The organism is Mucilaginibacter flavidus, assembly GCF_024055575.1.
GTDB classification, from domain to species: Bacteria; Bacteroidota; Bacteroidia; order Sphingobacteriales; family Sphingobacteriaceae; genus Mucilaginibacter; species Mucilaginibacter flavidus.
The window spans coordinates 1-13,947 of the sequence record NZ_JAMXOE010000019.1 but is presented as its reverse complement, the minus strand read 5'-3'; the positions used below and the strand labels follow the sequence as shown (position 1 = coordinate 13,947).

At 46.7% G+C, this 13,947-nt stretch carries 10 protein-coding genes; 6 read left to right on the top strand and 4 right to left on the bottom strand.

Features of this window, described 5'->3' with window-relative positions:
• The first annotated feature begins 193 nt into the window (after positions 1–193).
• The 3 genes from NAF19_RS22400 to NAF19_RS22390 all read left to right on the top strand — a co-directional run bounded on the left by NAF19_RS22400 (position 194) and on the right by NAF19_RS22390 (position 3,483).
• Positions 194–775: a thymidine kinase gene (locus NAF19_RS22400; protein ID WP_256484423.1), complete on the top strand. Its 582-nt coding sequence runs from the start codon at positions 194–196 to the stop codon at positions 773–775.
• A 155-nt stretch (positions 776–930) separates the two neighbouring features.
• The gene (locus tag NAF19_RS22395) at positions 931–1,299 is read left to right on the top strand and encodes a response regulator (protein WP_252792578.1); all 369 of its coding nucleotides are present in this window, start codon (positions 931–933) and stop codon (positions 1,297–1,299) included.
• 273 nt (positions 1,300–1,572) lie between these two features.
• A complete protein-coding gene (locus NAF19_RS22390) occupies positions 1,573–3,483 on the top strand; it encodes an alpha-amylase family glycosyl hydrolase (protein ID WP_252792577.1) in 1,911 nt (636 codons plus the stop codon).
• Between the two features lie 58 nt (positions 3,484–3,541).
• Here the strand turns inward: NAF19_RS22390 and NAF19_RS22385 are convergent, their stop codons facing one another.
• Positions 3,542–3,793 carry a RelB antitoxin-like protein gene (locus NAF19_RS22385; protein ID WP_252792576.1) on the bottom strand — a complete coding sequence of 84 codons (252 nt, stop codon included), beginning with the start codon at positions 3,791–3,793 and terminating at the stop codon, positions 3,542–3,544.
• A gap of 516 nt (positions 3,794–4,309) precedes the next feature.
• Between NAF19_RS22385 and NAF19_RS22380 the strand changes: the two genes are divergently transcribed.
• On the top strand, positions 4,310–6,721 hold the full coding sequence (locus tag NAF19_RS22380; RefSeq protein WP_252792575.1) for a glycoside hydrolase family 127 protein: 2,412 nt from the start codon (positions 4,310–4,312) through the stop codon (positions 6,719–6,721).
• A 304-nt stretch (positions 6,722–7,025) separates the two neighbouring features.
• On the opposite strand, the gene NAF19_RS22375 is transcribed toward NAF19_RS22380, so the two are convergent.
• Entirely contained in the window at positions 7,026–8,006 is a 981-nt protein-coding gene (locus tag NAF19_RS22375; protein ID WP_252792574.1) for a DUF6371 domain-containing protein, read from the bottom strand.
• Positions 8,007–8,054: 48 nt separating this feature from the next.
• Positions 8,055–9,155: an AAA family ATPase gene (locus NAF19_RS22370; protein ID WP_252792573.1), complete on the bottom strand. Its 1,101-nt coding sequence runs from the start codon at positions 9,153–9,155 to the stop codon at positions 8,055–8,057.
• 675 nt (positions 9,156–9,830) lie between these two features.
• On the opposite strand from NAF19_RS22370, the gene NAF19_RS22365 reads away from it, so the two are divergent.
• Both NAF19_RS22365 and NAF19_RS22360 read left to right on the top strand, forming a co-directional pair.
• The gene (locus NAF19_RS22365; RefSeq protein WP_256484421.1) at positions 9,831–10,136 is read left to right on the top strand and encodes a GIY-YIG nuclease family protein; all 306 of its coding nucleotides are present in this window, start codon (positions 9,831–9,833) and stop codon (positions 10,134–10,136) included.
• A gap of 614 nt (positions 10,137–10,750) precedes the next feature.
• A complete protein-coding gene (locus NAF19_RS22360; RefSeq protein ID WP_252792571.1) occupies positions 10,751–11,443 on the top strand; it encodes a hypothetical protein in 693 nt (230 codons plus the stop codon).
• Between the two features lie 337 nt (positions 11,444–11,780).
• Here the strand turns inward: NAF19_RS22360 and NAF19_RS22355 are convergent, their stop codons facing one another.
• Positions 11,781–13,589 carry a DUF885 family protein gene (locus NAF19_RS22355; protein WP_252792570.1) on the bottom strand — a complete coding sequence of 603 codons (1,809 nt, stop codon included), beginning with the start codon at positions 13,587–13,589 and terminating at the stop codon, positions 11,781–11,783.
• Between the last annotated feature and the right edge of the window lie 358 nt (positions 13,590–13,947).

Genomic DNA, 13,947 nt, shown 5'->3' with positions numbered 1-13,947 from the left:
ATGGATGTTGGGAAAATGCCAATCAAAAATAAGATTAAATTCTGATATTTGCGGTTGGAGATTAGTGATTAGAGGTTAAAGACTAGTTAACTGCCTTTAAAGTAGCGCTGACATTTGGCGACTAAAAGCTGTCTTTTCTTTCGGACTTTCGGACTTTTCCGACTTTCGGACTAACTTATAAAATTTAGCGGTTTTGTTTACAGAAGATGTTTTTAAGCGGAGAAATGAACTGGGTGGCAGTATCGAGGTAGTATGTGGTTCTATGTTCTCGGGCAAGACCGAAGAGTTGATACGCCGCCTTAACCGCGCCCGGATAGCCAGGCTAAAGGTTGAAATATTTAGTCCCAAGTCGGATACCCGTTATGACGAAAATGCCCTGGTATCACATAATGCAAATTCAATTCCATCTACGCCGGTCGAGAATGCTTCATCTATATTATTACTGGGCAGCGATGTGCATGTGATAGGTATTGACGAGGCCCAGTTTTTTGATGCTGAACTACCCGACGTGTGCAACGTATTAGCCAACAGGGGGATCCGTGTAATTGTTGCTGGGTTAGATATGGATTTTAAGGGCCGCCCTTTTGGCCCTATGCCTGCTATTATGGCCATGGCCGAATCGGTAACCAAGCTGCATGCGGTTTGTGTAAGATGCGGCAACCCTGCTATGTATTCGTACCGGCTGGTGCCGAGCGAAAGCCGAATATTGCTCGGCGAAAAAGAAAGCTATGAACCGCGCTGCCGGATATGCTATAACTTGCCGAACGAAGCGTAAAACTGTTCTGTTTCACTGTGGGGACTGATACAGTGATACGGGTGATACAAGCGAAAGATATTCCGCGCACATTTTCGTCAAAAATAAAAAGCATCAACCTAAAACAAAACCCATACCCTTAATTGTTATAGTATAACAAAGGAGCTTGCAAGGTTATGGCCAAAAAGATATTGGTTATTGAGGATGACAAAGATATACGGGACACTATTGTTTACATACTGGAAGAAGAAGGATACGATGTTTTGTCATCGGGCGATTCGAAAATCCTGAAGAATGTAACCGAGCATAACCCGCACCTTATCCTTATGGACAATTGGCTAACCGAATGGAAAAGTGATGCCAATGGCCAGCAGCTAAGCAAGCAACTAAAAACCAATTCCAAAACACAGCACATCCCGGTAATAATTATCTCTGCAGTAAGCAACATTAAACAAATTGCAGAAGAAGGCCTTGCCGATTCGTACCTTCAAAAGCCCTTTGATATGGATGTACTGGTTGAGATAGTTAAGAAGCATGTGAGATAGTTGTTGTAAGGTTGTAAGGTTGAAAAGTTGAAATGTTAGTCTTTCAGCTGTTAACATGTCTATGTCTGCCGCTACACCATGAAAACTTATTTTGTAACAGATACCAGGTAGAGTTCGACAACATTCCAACTTTGCAACTTTCCAACTTTCCAACTTTACAACTTTCCAACTCTACAACATTCCAACTTTTCAACATTCCAACTTTTTTATAAAAAAACAATAATTCCAAAAAATCGCCTTACCTTTATGCACCAATTTTAACGCGAAAGAGATATGAAATTCAGGAACTTGTACTTTTTGCTTGTCGGCATTTTGTTGATCGGTGTTACTTCATGCAGTAAAACGCCTTCTTCTGGCGGAGGTTCCGGGAACGTTCCCGATCCTAACCCTACAGCTAAAGATGTACCGGCAGGAGCTAAAGACGGCACCACATTTATTAACGATGGCAAGTCGGTAATTTTTAATTTGTATGCCCCCGGCAAAAAAACGGTTACCATTACAGGCGACTTTAATGGCTGGTCGACTGATAAGCAATATAACATGACCAACTCTACGGACGGCACCGGCTGGTGGATACAAATTGACAACCTTGACCCTAATGCGGAGTATGCTTACCAGTACTACGTTGACGGCTCGTTTAAAATAGGCGACCCGTATTGCGAAAAGGTACTGGACCCCGATAATGATAAATATATCGACGCAAGTACCTATCCAAGCCTGAAGGCTTACCCAACCGGCAAAACTACCGGCATAGTAAGCGTAATGCAGGCAAACCAGCCGGCTTATAGCTGGACAACCACCACCTTTACCCGGCCCGACCCTAAAAACCTGGTGATATACGAAATGCTGGTGCGCGATTTTGTGCAAACCCACAGCTATAAAACCATAAAAGATACCCTGAATTACATAGCACGCCTTGGTGTTAACGCACTTGAGCTAATGCCGGTAAACGAGTTTGAAGGCAACGACTCGTGGGGATATAACCCTAACTATTACTTTGCACCCGATAAATACTACGGTACCAAGAATGATTTAAAGGCGCTGATTGATGCCTGCCACGCTAAAGGCATTGCCGTAATACAGGATATCGTATTAAACCACTCGTTTGGTTCGTCGCCAATGGTGCAGCTGTATTCGAGCGGTGGGGTGCCTGCAAATAACCCGTGGTATAATACCAACCCTACACACCCTTATAACGTGGGTTACCAGTTTAATCATGAGAGCCCGGCAACAAAATACTTTGTGAAAAATGTATTGAAGTTTTGGATGACGGAATACCATATAGACGGGTTCCGTTTTGATTTGGCTAAAGGGTTTACCCAGGTCAACAGCGGAAATGACGTGGCCGCGTGGGGTAATTATGATGCCAGCCGTGTAGCCATCTGGAAGGACTATAACAACTACATTAAAAGCGTCGACCCTAAATTGTACGTGATATTGGAAGATTTTGCAAGCAACCAGGAAGAAAATGAACTGGCTAACGAAGGCATGATGACCTGGAATAACCAGAGCTTCAACGCCGAGCAGGCTTTGATGAGCTATAACGATGCAGGCGGTTCGTGGGATATATCAGGCTTGTTTTACGACAGGTTTAGCTTTACAAATCCTTATGCATTGGTTAGCTACTTTGAAAGCCACGACGAGGAACGCCTGCAATTTAAAAACGGCGCCTATGGTAATGTAAGCGGCAGCTATAGTGTTAAAGATTTAGCTACCGGCTTAAAGCGCGACGAAATGGGCGCTGCCTTTATGTTCTCATCGCCGGGGCCTAAAATGCTTTGGCAATTTGGTGAGCGCGGTTACGATATAAGCATAAACCCTGACAGGTTGAGCGATAAACCACCGCACTGGGAGTACATGAACGATGCCAACCGCAGGCATTTATTTAAAGTGTATTCGCAAATGATAAAGTGGAAAATAGCCAACCCGGTATTTACCAGCACCACCTATACATATAGCCTGGGCGATGCAGTAAAAACCATCCAGATGACTGATGCATCAAACAGCATTGAGGTGGTTGGTAATTTTGCCGTGGTGCCGCAAACCGCAACCATAACATTCCCGGCTACTGGTACATGGGTTGATAACTTTACAGGCACAACCATTAGTGTTACTACCCCGGGTTACAGCATGACGCTGGCACCAGGCGAGTATCACTTATACAGTAAAACGGCATTACATTAATAGTTGATTTGGGAGTTTTGGGCCGGGTGCTTCTTATTGGGCATCCGGCTTTTTTATTTTATAACAGCGGAGACCCGATAGGCTCACCGTTATGAGTTGACTGAACAGGTTTGCTGAAAGCCATGCGTTGCCGTACAAACTCATCCAAAGGTATCGACGGACGCTTCCCGGTATGGGTGTTTACGTGAAGCCTTATGCCCTCGAGTTCGTCAAGTTGTTTCAGTATTTGCTCATACTCGGCAAAGGGAATTACCACCGAAATGTTGTTGCCTTGCGAATCGGTTAGGTACTGTGGATGAAATGTATTCATAGCCATCAATTTAACTAATTGTAAATATAGGCTTTTCGTTTAAAGAAAAAGTGCTTTAGATGTTATTTTTTAAGGCTTTTTTACCGAATTGTCGTCACGTTAAATGTGCGTAAGAAGCCTTAAAAGCCGTGGCCCGTGCGATTCCTTCCCTGGGGAAGGGGGAGGTAGGGGTTATTGAACTATGATACCCCATACATCCGCCAGTAAAGCGTGACGCAGAAACCCCCAATCTTCCCCGCCCCGAGGCGGGAACCGACGTGAGGAGCTCATGAATGCTTTGAAAAAGCAAACTACAGTATTCATAATCGCACAGGCCACTGCTTTGTCTGGCCCTCTCTAAATGCAGGCATATTTCATGATGAACATTTAATCAATTCCACAAAATTACCTCACCCATTCATCGTTTATACCAAGCCGTGTTAATATCCCGTTAATATCTGTTAATTTATCGTTAGTAAAGCTTCGGTGTGGTGCCTAATTTTAACGTATCTTACATCAACATAAATTTAACGGCGCATGTGCAGTAAAATCAGCTTTAATAAAATAGTTGCAATAGGTTTTTTTGGGTCGATGGTATGCGCGGGCAGCCTGTCGGCACAGCAAAAGGATTACCCCATACAGCCGGTTCCTTTTACAAAGGTGCATGTAAACGACAAATTCTGGCAGCCTAAAATGGAGGTTAACGCCAATGTTACCATCCCCTACGTGCTGGAGCAATGCAAACTGAACGGCCGGGTTGATAACTTTTTACGCGCCGCAAAGCTGGAGCCCGGCGACAAAATGAGCGAATATCCTTTTGACGATACCGACATCTACAAAGTGATAGAAGGCGCATCGTACGCCATGCAGGTACAGAAGAACCCAAAGCTCGACATGTATGTTGATACCCTTATCAAGATCATCGGCGCAGCGCAGGAACCTGATGGCTACCTGTACACCTTCCGCACGGTTAACGCGAAGAAACCGCACGAGTGGATAGGCGAGAAGCGCTGGCAGAACGAAGAAGTATTGAGCCACGAGCTGTACAATGCTGGTCACCTTTACGAAGCTGCTGTTGCCCATTACCAGGCTACCGGCAAACGCACGCTGCTCAACATCGCCCTAAAAAATGCTGATTTGCTTACCCGCGTATTTGGTTGGGGAAAGATAGAAGAATACCCTGGTCACCAGATTGTGGAGACAGGCCTTACAAAGCTGTACCGCGTAACCGGCAATAAAAAATATTTGGATTTGGCCAAGTTCTTCCTTGATGTACGCGGCCCTAAAGGCGAAAGCTACAACCAGGCTGATAAAAAAGTAACCGACCAGCACGAAGCTGAAGGGCATGCCGTTCGCGCTGCCTACATGTACACCGGTATGGCTGATGTGGCCGCGTTAACCGGAAACCAGCATTACCTGCACGCTATCGATGATATCTGGAAAGATGCTGTCGACAAAAAAATATACATTACCGGCGGCATTGGCGCAACCGGCAACGGCGAGGCCTTTGGCGATGCTTACGATTTGCCTAACATGTCGGCCTATGCCGAGACGTGTGCTGCCATTGCCAATGTGTACTGGAACAGCCGCATGTTTTTGCTGCATGGCGATGCCAAGTATGTCGATATTCTGGAGCGGACGCTGTATAACGGGCTGCTGTCGGGCGTGTCGTTAAGCGGTAACCGGTTCTTTTATCCCAATGTGCTATCGTCCATGGGGACAAACCAGCGCAGTGCCTGGTTTAGCTGTGCCTGCTGCATCAGCAACATGACGCGCTTTTTGCCATCGGTACCCGGCTATGTGTATGCCCACGATAAAAACGACCTCTACGTAAACCTGTTTATGAGCAACAGCAGCGATATTACGCTTACTGCCGGCAAAATAAACATTGTACAAACAACAGAATACCCGTGGAAGGGCAAGGTAGCCATCGCCGTAAATCCGGCCAAAGCAACCACCTTTAACCTGCGTGTGCGCATACCGGGCTGGGCCTTAAATAAGCCTATCCCCGGCGGTTTGTACACATACATGAACCAAAATCAGCAGCCGGTTACCATCACTGTAAATGGTAAAGCGCTTGCCTATACTACTGAAAAAGGCTACGCCGTAATAACCCGCCATTGGAAGAAAGGCGACGTAGTTACCATGAACCTGCCTATGGAAACCGAAAAGGTTATTGCCAACAAGCTGGTTAAGGCCGATGTTAACCGTTTTGCCTTACAGCGCGGTCCGATAGTGTATTGCCTGGAAGGTCCGGATAACCGCGACAGCACGGTGCAAAATATCACCGTTGATAAAATGGCGGTTACCAATGCCAGCTACAAGGCCGACATGCTGAACGGCATCGAGGTAATTACTGCTGAAGGCAAAAGCACCAAGCGCCAGCTGAATACCGACAAGCTGATTGAAAGCGACCAGCCCGTTACCGCCATCCCATACTATGCCTGGGCAAACCGTGGTCCGAGTGAAATGACGGTTTGGATACCTTATGAAGCATCGGTCTCCATGCCAAAGCCTGCCCCAACCATTGCCAGCACCAGCAAGCTAAGCGGTTCGATAAAAAGCGGTCGCATGCTCAAAGCCCTTAACGATCAGTACGACCCCCAAAACTCGAACGACCACAGCATGCCCTACCTGCACTGGTGGCCCAAACAAAACAGCACCGAATACGTGCAATACGATTTCGACAAGTCGCATACCGTTTCCGAATCACAAGTTTACTGGTACGATGACAAACCCTTCGGTGGCTGCGCTATCCCCAAAGCCTACAAGTTGTATTACAAAAAAGGCGAAGAGTGGATACCTGTAAAAGAAACCACGCCCTACACCATCGCCAAAGATGCCTACAACACGTTAACTTTTGAGCCGGTGGAGACTACCGCTTTAAAAATGGAAGTGGTGCTGCCGGTTGATAATTCGGCGGGGATACATGAGTGGAAGGTGAAGTAGTTGGTTAGAGATTAGAGGTTGGAGATTAGAGATTAGTCGGAACGCTCACCATCACGTCATTGCGAACGATCCGCCAGCTGGCGGACTACGCAGGACATTCACGGAACGTGATAATTGTGTGAACCTTTCAGCCGCTTTTAGGTCACCACAAAGCTTTTACTTCGTTAATTTGCATGCGTAGTCCGCCAGCTGGCGGATCGTTCCTCGCAATGACGCCTGGAGAGAGAATGCGGCAGATTAAGTTTACCTTGTACTGTATCACCACCTTGCTCATTACACCGATACACGCGATACAAACCAATCGTTATAAATAATCGGCGACATCCCAGCCGGCTGTTTTTTGCTGCGGGGTGGCTGCATCTTCTAAAAAACGCATCACCCTGAAATTTACTGCCGGTAATGCTGCCGATAGCTGGCTGGCTTTGGTTACCCATTGCTCATAAGCATTTACATCGGGCACCAAAATAACGGTACGACCCTCAAGGCACTTACACTTGCCGGCATTTAAACCCTGCAAACTGCCAGCTGCCAGCCACAAAAATTCGGGGTAATAAATTGAGGCGATGATGGCCGTCTTCTCACTCTCGCAAATAGCCACCGGCTTCCGGGGATAGTATTGTAACAGATGCTCGCCAAACAGGCATTGCTTTAGGTTGAAGTCCTTAGTCCAAAGTCTTGAGTCGTTAGTCTTTTCTGACTTCTGACTATAGACTCCCGACTTTTGACTTAAAACGTGTGCCCACGCAATATGGTTAAACGGCTCCTTTACGCGTTTGCCGGTTTGGGCATTGTAGAGCATTATTTTGCCGGTTCGTACCCTGTCGGCATTGTCGACCTGCCAGAAGATGCAGGCGCCCGGCCAGTGCTTTGAGGTGCCCACCAGGTAAAGCCTGGCTTGCGAGTATGCCACTTCCCGGCCAAACTTAGCGACAAGGTATTGCACAAAATGGTTAGCCCCATAATGCTTTACCGTTTGGCTTATCACCCGTTTAGGCATGTACGATGGCTCAAAATCCTTATAAGTAAGCGGCCGGTAGCCAAAACCGTTTCCATTTCCGGCTATGGTCCATGGTCTGTGGTCTATGGACTTAAAATACTCCGACGGTTTATAATGATAACCACAATTCACCTCGCGACTGCACCTGCCCACATCATCGGCAATAGGCTCATCGGTAGCGGTATCAATATAGCGGCTAAAAACTCTGTGCCGAAGGCATTGCGGACAGGTATAGCGGCTCCACATGCCCTTGTAAGGCTGCAGGGTGTAACGGGGGGGATTGGTCATTGGGTCATTATGTCATTGAGTCATTGTTTGTAGGCTTTCCATTTCCTACTATGGTCTATGGTCCATGGACTTTTGACTTTCCTCCTTCACCTTCAACAACCTCGCTACCCTGGTATGCGTAATCCCCATTTCGGTGGCAATTTCGCGAAGGGATTTGCCCTGGGCTTTAAGCTCTGTGGCTTGTGTTTTTAGTGCTTCGCGGTCTACATCATCGGGTTGGCGCAGGTGCTCCCATTCGCGACCGTAGGCCATAAATTCGTACTGCAAAAAGTTGTAAGGCTTGGTGATGGTAAACAGGCAGATGTTACTTGCGCCGTAAATCTCCTCGGTGTTGCGCTGCTTTATCTGTTTAATGTAGCGGATGGTATTGTCCTTCGCGCTCTCGCCGATGGCAAAGGCGCTGTCGCAAAAGTTCATCAGCATTTTGCTGCCTTGCAGGTCGTTGCGGGTAATGGGGCTGGAAGGGTCGCGTTTGGGTGTGTGTGCCAGCGCCAGTATGCTCAGGTTGTGCTTGGTTTTAAGCGCTTTAAGGTGCTTCATCAGCGGCAGGGCATCTTTGGCGCGTTCGGTTTCGCTGCGCAGGTAGGTTAGGTTATCGATAATGAGCACCGTTGCGCCGGTGCTAACAACCAGGTTCTCCAGCTGGTGGTTCAAAAAGTCCTCGAAGGTGCCGAAATCTTTGGGTACATCGGCCATAGGATCGAGTTCGGCACGCAGGAAGTCGTGGGTGAAAGGGTAGTGGTGGATGTAATTTGATGAGTACCGCGCCTCGAACTGTTTATCGGCCAGCTCGAAATCAAAATACAAAATGCGCTGCTGGCCGGCCTCAAGCCTGAACGGGCCTAACGGCTCATTCCTGCTGATGCTATCGCCCACTTGCACGGCGAGGATAGATTTGCCCAGGTTGCTGTCGGCAAACATGATACACAGCTCGCCCTGGAACCAAAGCTCGCCGAAGAGCATTTTGGGGATAGGGCGTTTACTGGCTTGCTCCATCCAGTCGGAGGCGCTGCGCAGGCGGAATAATTGGTTGCCCTGGTCGGGCTGGGCTGCGTTAGGTTGCAGCAATCGGTCAAGCTCACGGCGGATAGAATCGGCATTGATGGCTTGTTGTCCGCTGATCAGCGGGAAGTTTTGAGGGTGTGACATAAATAAAGAGGTTTTAAAGAATTGTTATTGTGTTTAATATGTCAATTGGCATAATTTATTGCTTGGTTTGATTTGTACTGTATCGCTTGTATCGGCACACGGAATGGTACAGTGATACAGTACAGATATAATATTTTTTATGTTGATGATTTGGCAGGGGATAAGGCCTGCTTAATTGTTGCAGAAAAGCAACAGGGATAAAGATAGGGATTATTTCTGGATTGGTAAAGAAAATGTGGAGAAAAAAGTTATAATTATATTTTTTTTATGTATGATAAGGATAATTCCTTTTTGAACCACCGTATCACTAATTGATTCACTACACCAACACAAACGATACTGTATTGCACCAACTCGCCACCACGTCATCGCGAGGAACGAAGCAACGCACCAACCCGTCATTGCGAGGAACGAAGCAACCTCTACAAAGGACATTCACAGACCTTAGTGTTTATGGTGACCTAAATGCGGCTGATAGTTCACCACAAGGCTTTTACTCCATTGATTTGCATACGTAGTCCGCCAGCTGGCGGATCGTTCCTCGCAATGACGCCGGGAGAGTTGTTTTTGTATCATATGTATCACCAGTTGAGTCACTACAGCGATACAGCGACCAACCACAACGTCATTGCCTGGAGAGAGTAAACAATATAAGATAATTTTTTATTTTGCAACATGGTTTTTGTACAAGGAGGCTGTGTTTATATTATGACGAATAAGCTGCATACGGTTTTATACGTTGGTGTTACTTCTGATATTACAGATAGGGTTTGGAAGCATAAAACACATTTTTATCCCGATAGCTTTACTGCCAAATATAAATGTGAAAAGCTTGTTTATTACTCTTTTTATTCGCGTATTGAAGAAGCCATATCAGTTGAAAAAGCATTAAAAGGAGGTAACAGGAAAGCCAAAATTAAATTGATTAACGAGTTAAATCCGGATTGGATTGACTTGTATGATAAGTTGATGGAAGAATAATACTAATCATCACGTCAACGCTATAACGAACGAAGCAACGTAACCAAAACTGCAAGGAACAAAGCAATCTCACCACCACGTCATTGCGAGGAACGAAGCAACCTTTACATAGGACATTCAAGGACCTTGATGTTTATGATGACCTAAATGCGGCTGATAAATCGCCACAAAGCTTTTGCTTCGTTGATTTGCATAGCTTAGAGGTTGCTTCGTTCCTCGCAATGACGCGTGGAGAGGGTGTTTTTGTTTCACTGTATCACCAACTGAGTCACTACAGCGATACAAGCGATACAGCATTTTCACCAACCCGTCATTACTGTAAGGAACGAAGTAACCCACCAACCCGTCATTGCGAGGAACGAAGCAACGTCTACACAGGACAATCACGGAACTTAGTGTTTATGGTAACCTAAATGCGGCTGATAGGGCACCACAAAGCTTTTACTCCATTGATTTGCATAGCTTAGAGGCTGCTTCGTTCCTCGCAATGACGCGTGGAGAGGTTTTTTGTAACGCTTGTATCACCACCTGAGTCAATACAGTGATACACGATACATCCCCTAAATACTTAATAACTAAATGCTACGTTATCAAACAAACAAAACCTGATCATCATGACCAATTTAAAAACCACCCCCGCAAAACGGCTTTACAGGTACCTGTTGGTGCTGCCATTTTTACTGTTGAGCCTTTGTTTTACCGGCAATGCTAAAGCTGCCGCTGTTATTAGTAAAACAGTTGCTGATACCACTGCTATGAAGGCCTTCGAGGGCATTTACCAGATGAAAAGCAACCAGTATGCCCATGTGCAAATTACCGTTGCAAACAAAACCCTGCTCGCCAAAGTTATGGAGGGCGACAAACAATTTGTGTTAACCCGCAAAAGCGATCTCGTTTTTGAAACCCTCGACGGTGACGGCGACGAAAACATCCCCATCACGTTTGTTAAAAACCCGGCAGGCGAAATCACCGGCGCTTCGGTGGGCGATAAGGACGAAATCACAAGGGTAAAAAACTACGTGCCGGTGCAAGCCATCAAACTCACCGCCGACCAGCTAAAAGCCTACCAGGGCAAATATGAATTTGACGAACATAAAGGCACTTTCCTAACCATAACCGCCACCGCCGATGGCCTGGTATTAAAACAACTTTGGGACGATAAGGAAATCAGCTTTATTAATGTAGCCGATAACGAGTTTATTAACAAAGAGGCTATGTTCCCGCTGAAATTTACCAAAGACGCCGCCGGCAATGTTACCAAAGTGCTGGCCTTTAATAAGGATAGCTGGGATAAGGTGAAGGAGTGAGGGGTTCGCATCGCACTCACTATCAAGCCATTGAGGAACGAAGAAACTCACCATCACGTCATTGAGGAACGAAGCAACCTCACCGCCACGTCATTGCGAGGAACGAAGCAACCTCTACGAAGGACATTCACGGACCTTTATGTTTGTGGTGACCTTTCAGCTGCGTTTAGGTCACCACAAGGCTTTTGCTTCATTGATTTGCATACGTAGAGGTTGCTTCGTTCCTCGCAATGACGTGCGGGGGGAACGCGTGGAAAGGGCGTGTTGGATGAGCATCAGTGAAGCAAAACGGCGACAAAAACCACTCACCACTCCCTACTCAACCACTCACTAACCTCTACTTCCCGAAATCATAAAACTTCCACTGGGTAGTAAAATCCCTCGTCAATGGTTGATTGATTAGCGTTGCCCTTACCATTTCAATCGGCATGGCGTTTTCTTTCATTATGGCATCGTGGAACTGTTTGTAGGTCATTTTACCGCCGTCGACCAGCTCGCGTTTAAGGCTCATCAGTTGCAGGCCGCCGGTAAGGTAGGCCACCTGGTACAGCGGACTATACCCGCCCTGGAACGATCTGCGCACTTCGCCCTCGGCGTTGGCGCGTTCATGTCCCACACGGTCGACCAAAAAGTCGATGCATTGCTGCGGTGTCCAGTTGCCTAGGTGATAGTTGAGCGAGAAGATGATACGGGCACAGCGGTGCATGCGCCAAAACAGCATACCTATGCGCTCTTCAGGCGTTTTGGCGAAGCCCTGGTCGTACAGCAGCAGTTCCCAGTACAGGCTCCAGCCTTCAATCCAAAACGGGGTGTTAAACATGCCGCGGTAGTTTTTATAGCGACTGTTCATAAAATATTGCATGTTGTGGCCGGGCAACAGCTCGTGCTGCACCGTACCGCGACTAAAATAAGGGTTATTACCACGCATGCTCATCAGCTTGTCGGCCTCGTTCATGGTGTTGGTCGGGTAGCTGATAATGATTTCGCTGCCGCCTAAAAAGAAGGGGTTTACCAATTGTTGTTGAGGCGTCATCATCGTCATCCCCCAGGTTTCTTCGGCAAGGGCCGGTATGGTAATCAGGTCGCGGGCCTTGATAAAAGTTAAGGCATCGTTGTAAAGCTTTAAGATAGCCTCTGGCTGGCGACCTGCGGGTACATAGCTGTTCTTTACTTTTTCCAAAGCCTTGTGCCAGTCGTTACCGAAGCCCATTTCGTTGCTGGCTTTCAGCATTTCCGCATCGCAAAAGGCAAATTCCTTGTTGGCCAGCTTGATCAGTTCTTCGGGCGTATACGGTATCATTTCGGCCTTCAGCTGGCGCATCAGCTCATCATGACCGATGGGCACACCTTTAATGCCGCTGCTGTCGGGCTTTTGGGTGGTGTTTATTTTGCCTTTGCTTAGCACCAAATCAGCATAAGTATTTAGCGCCGAGTCGAGCAGCTTATAAGGCTTTGGTGTCCACCAGGTAAAGCTGGGGTCGTAGCCAATGTAGAAATCGTAGAAGCTTTTCAGGCGGCTCTTTAAGCCTAATATAGAGGCCTTGCCTTTGCGGGCTAATGGCATATCCAGGCTTTGCAGCTTAACGAATGATGTTTTAGCTGTATTAAGTTCCTTTAAAATATTGTGCAGTTCCATTGCCACTTCCTGCCCGTCGACAGTAATACCCCGGCGGCGTTTCTTTTCCAATTGGTAAACTTCGTCGGCAAAGGGGATATAGGTGGTTATTTTATTGTATTCGTCGTCATCAAGCTTTACAGCGCCAAGTTCGTACACTATTTGTTTTTTCAGCAGGGTATAATCTACCTTGCCGTAAATGCTCATGCTGTCGAAATCCAACTGTTTTAGTTTTTCGAGGTAATCGTTGCCGATATCCATGAGTCGTTTGCGTTCTTCGGGCGATGTTTGAACCGACTGGTTGTTATACCCGTCGATAGCAGTATACGGCGAATAAAAGCTGCGGATGGCGTCTATATCCTGTCCGTATTGTATAACCAGTCCCGATACCTCGCTGGCCTGCTCATACATCGGCGATTTGGCTGGCGCAGTTTGGGCCGATGTGGTTTTTATCAACCCAAAAAGGATGAAAAATATTAAAGCCGGTTTAATGATGGTTTTAAATTGCTGGTAAAGATTGTTGACGCGCATACTTAGTGTATTAATTTTGGCGGGTGAAATATAAGGTAAATTACTACAGGATAAAAATAGCGGCGGCAGGCGGGGATTACTAACTGTAAATTGGCAGGTTGTAGCGGGTTTTTATCCGAGGGAGTCCATAGTTGATGGTTCATAGTTCATGGGGGAAAGGGAGAGATGTATGGTGACGACCTGTCCGGCGGGTAGACTCACCCCGACATTGCTTCGCTCGTCGGCCCTCTCTTCGCTGCGCGTGGCCGTTGCGCAACTAAGCTAGCCAATAAGGGCTTGCAAATAAAGTTCTTTGAAATATTGATTAAAACATTGATTATTAGTATATTAGCGCATGCAAGGAAAGAAAACACATCAA

Bases quoted from the DNA above. Each gene is read 5' to 3' on its own strand.
- NAF19_RS22375 (WP_252792574.1), bottom strand. From the start codon at position 8,006: ATGACCAATCCCCCCCGTTACACCCTGCAGCCTTACAAGGGCATGTGG.
- NAF19_RS22380 (WP_252792575.1), top strand. From the start codon at position 4,310: ATGTGCAGTAAAATCAGCTTTAATAAAATAGTTGCAATAGGTTTTTTT.
- NAF19_RS22385 (WP_252792576.1), bottom strand. From the start codon at position 3,793: ATGAATACATTTCATCCACAGTACCTAACCGATTCGCAAGGCAACAAC.
- NAF19_RS22370 (WP_252792573.1), bottom strand. From the start codon at position 9,155: ATGTCACACCCTCAAAACTTCCCGCTGATCAGCGGACAACAAGCCATC.
- NAF19_RS22360 (WP_252792571.1), top strand. From the start codon at position 10,751: ATGACCAATTTAAAAACCACCCCCGCAAAACGGCTTTACAGGTACCTG.
- NAF19_RS22390 (WP_252792577.1), top strand. From the start codon at position 1,573: ATGAAATTCAGGAACTTGTACTTTTTGCTTGTCGGCATTTTGTTGATC.
- NAF19_RS22395 (WP_252792578.1), top strand. From the start codon at position 931: ATGGCCAAAAAGATATTGGTTATTGAGGATGACAAAGATATACGGGAC.
- NAF19_RS22365 (WP_256484421.1), top strand. From the start codon at position 9,831: ATGGTTTTTGTACAAGGAGGCTGTGTTTATATTATGACGAATAAGCTG.
- NAF19_RS22355 (WP_252792570.1), bottom strand. From the start codon at position 13,589: ATGCGCGTCAACAATCTTTACCAGCAATTTAAAACCATCATTAAACCG.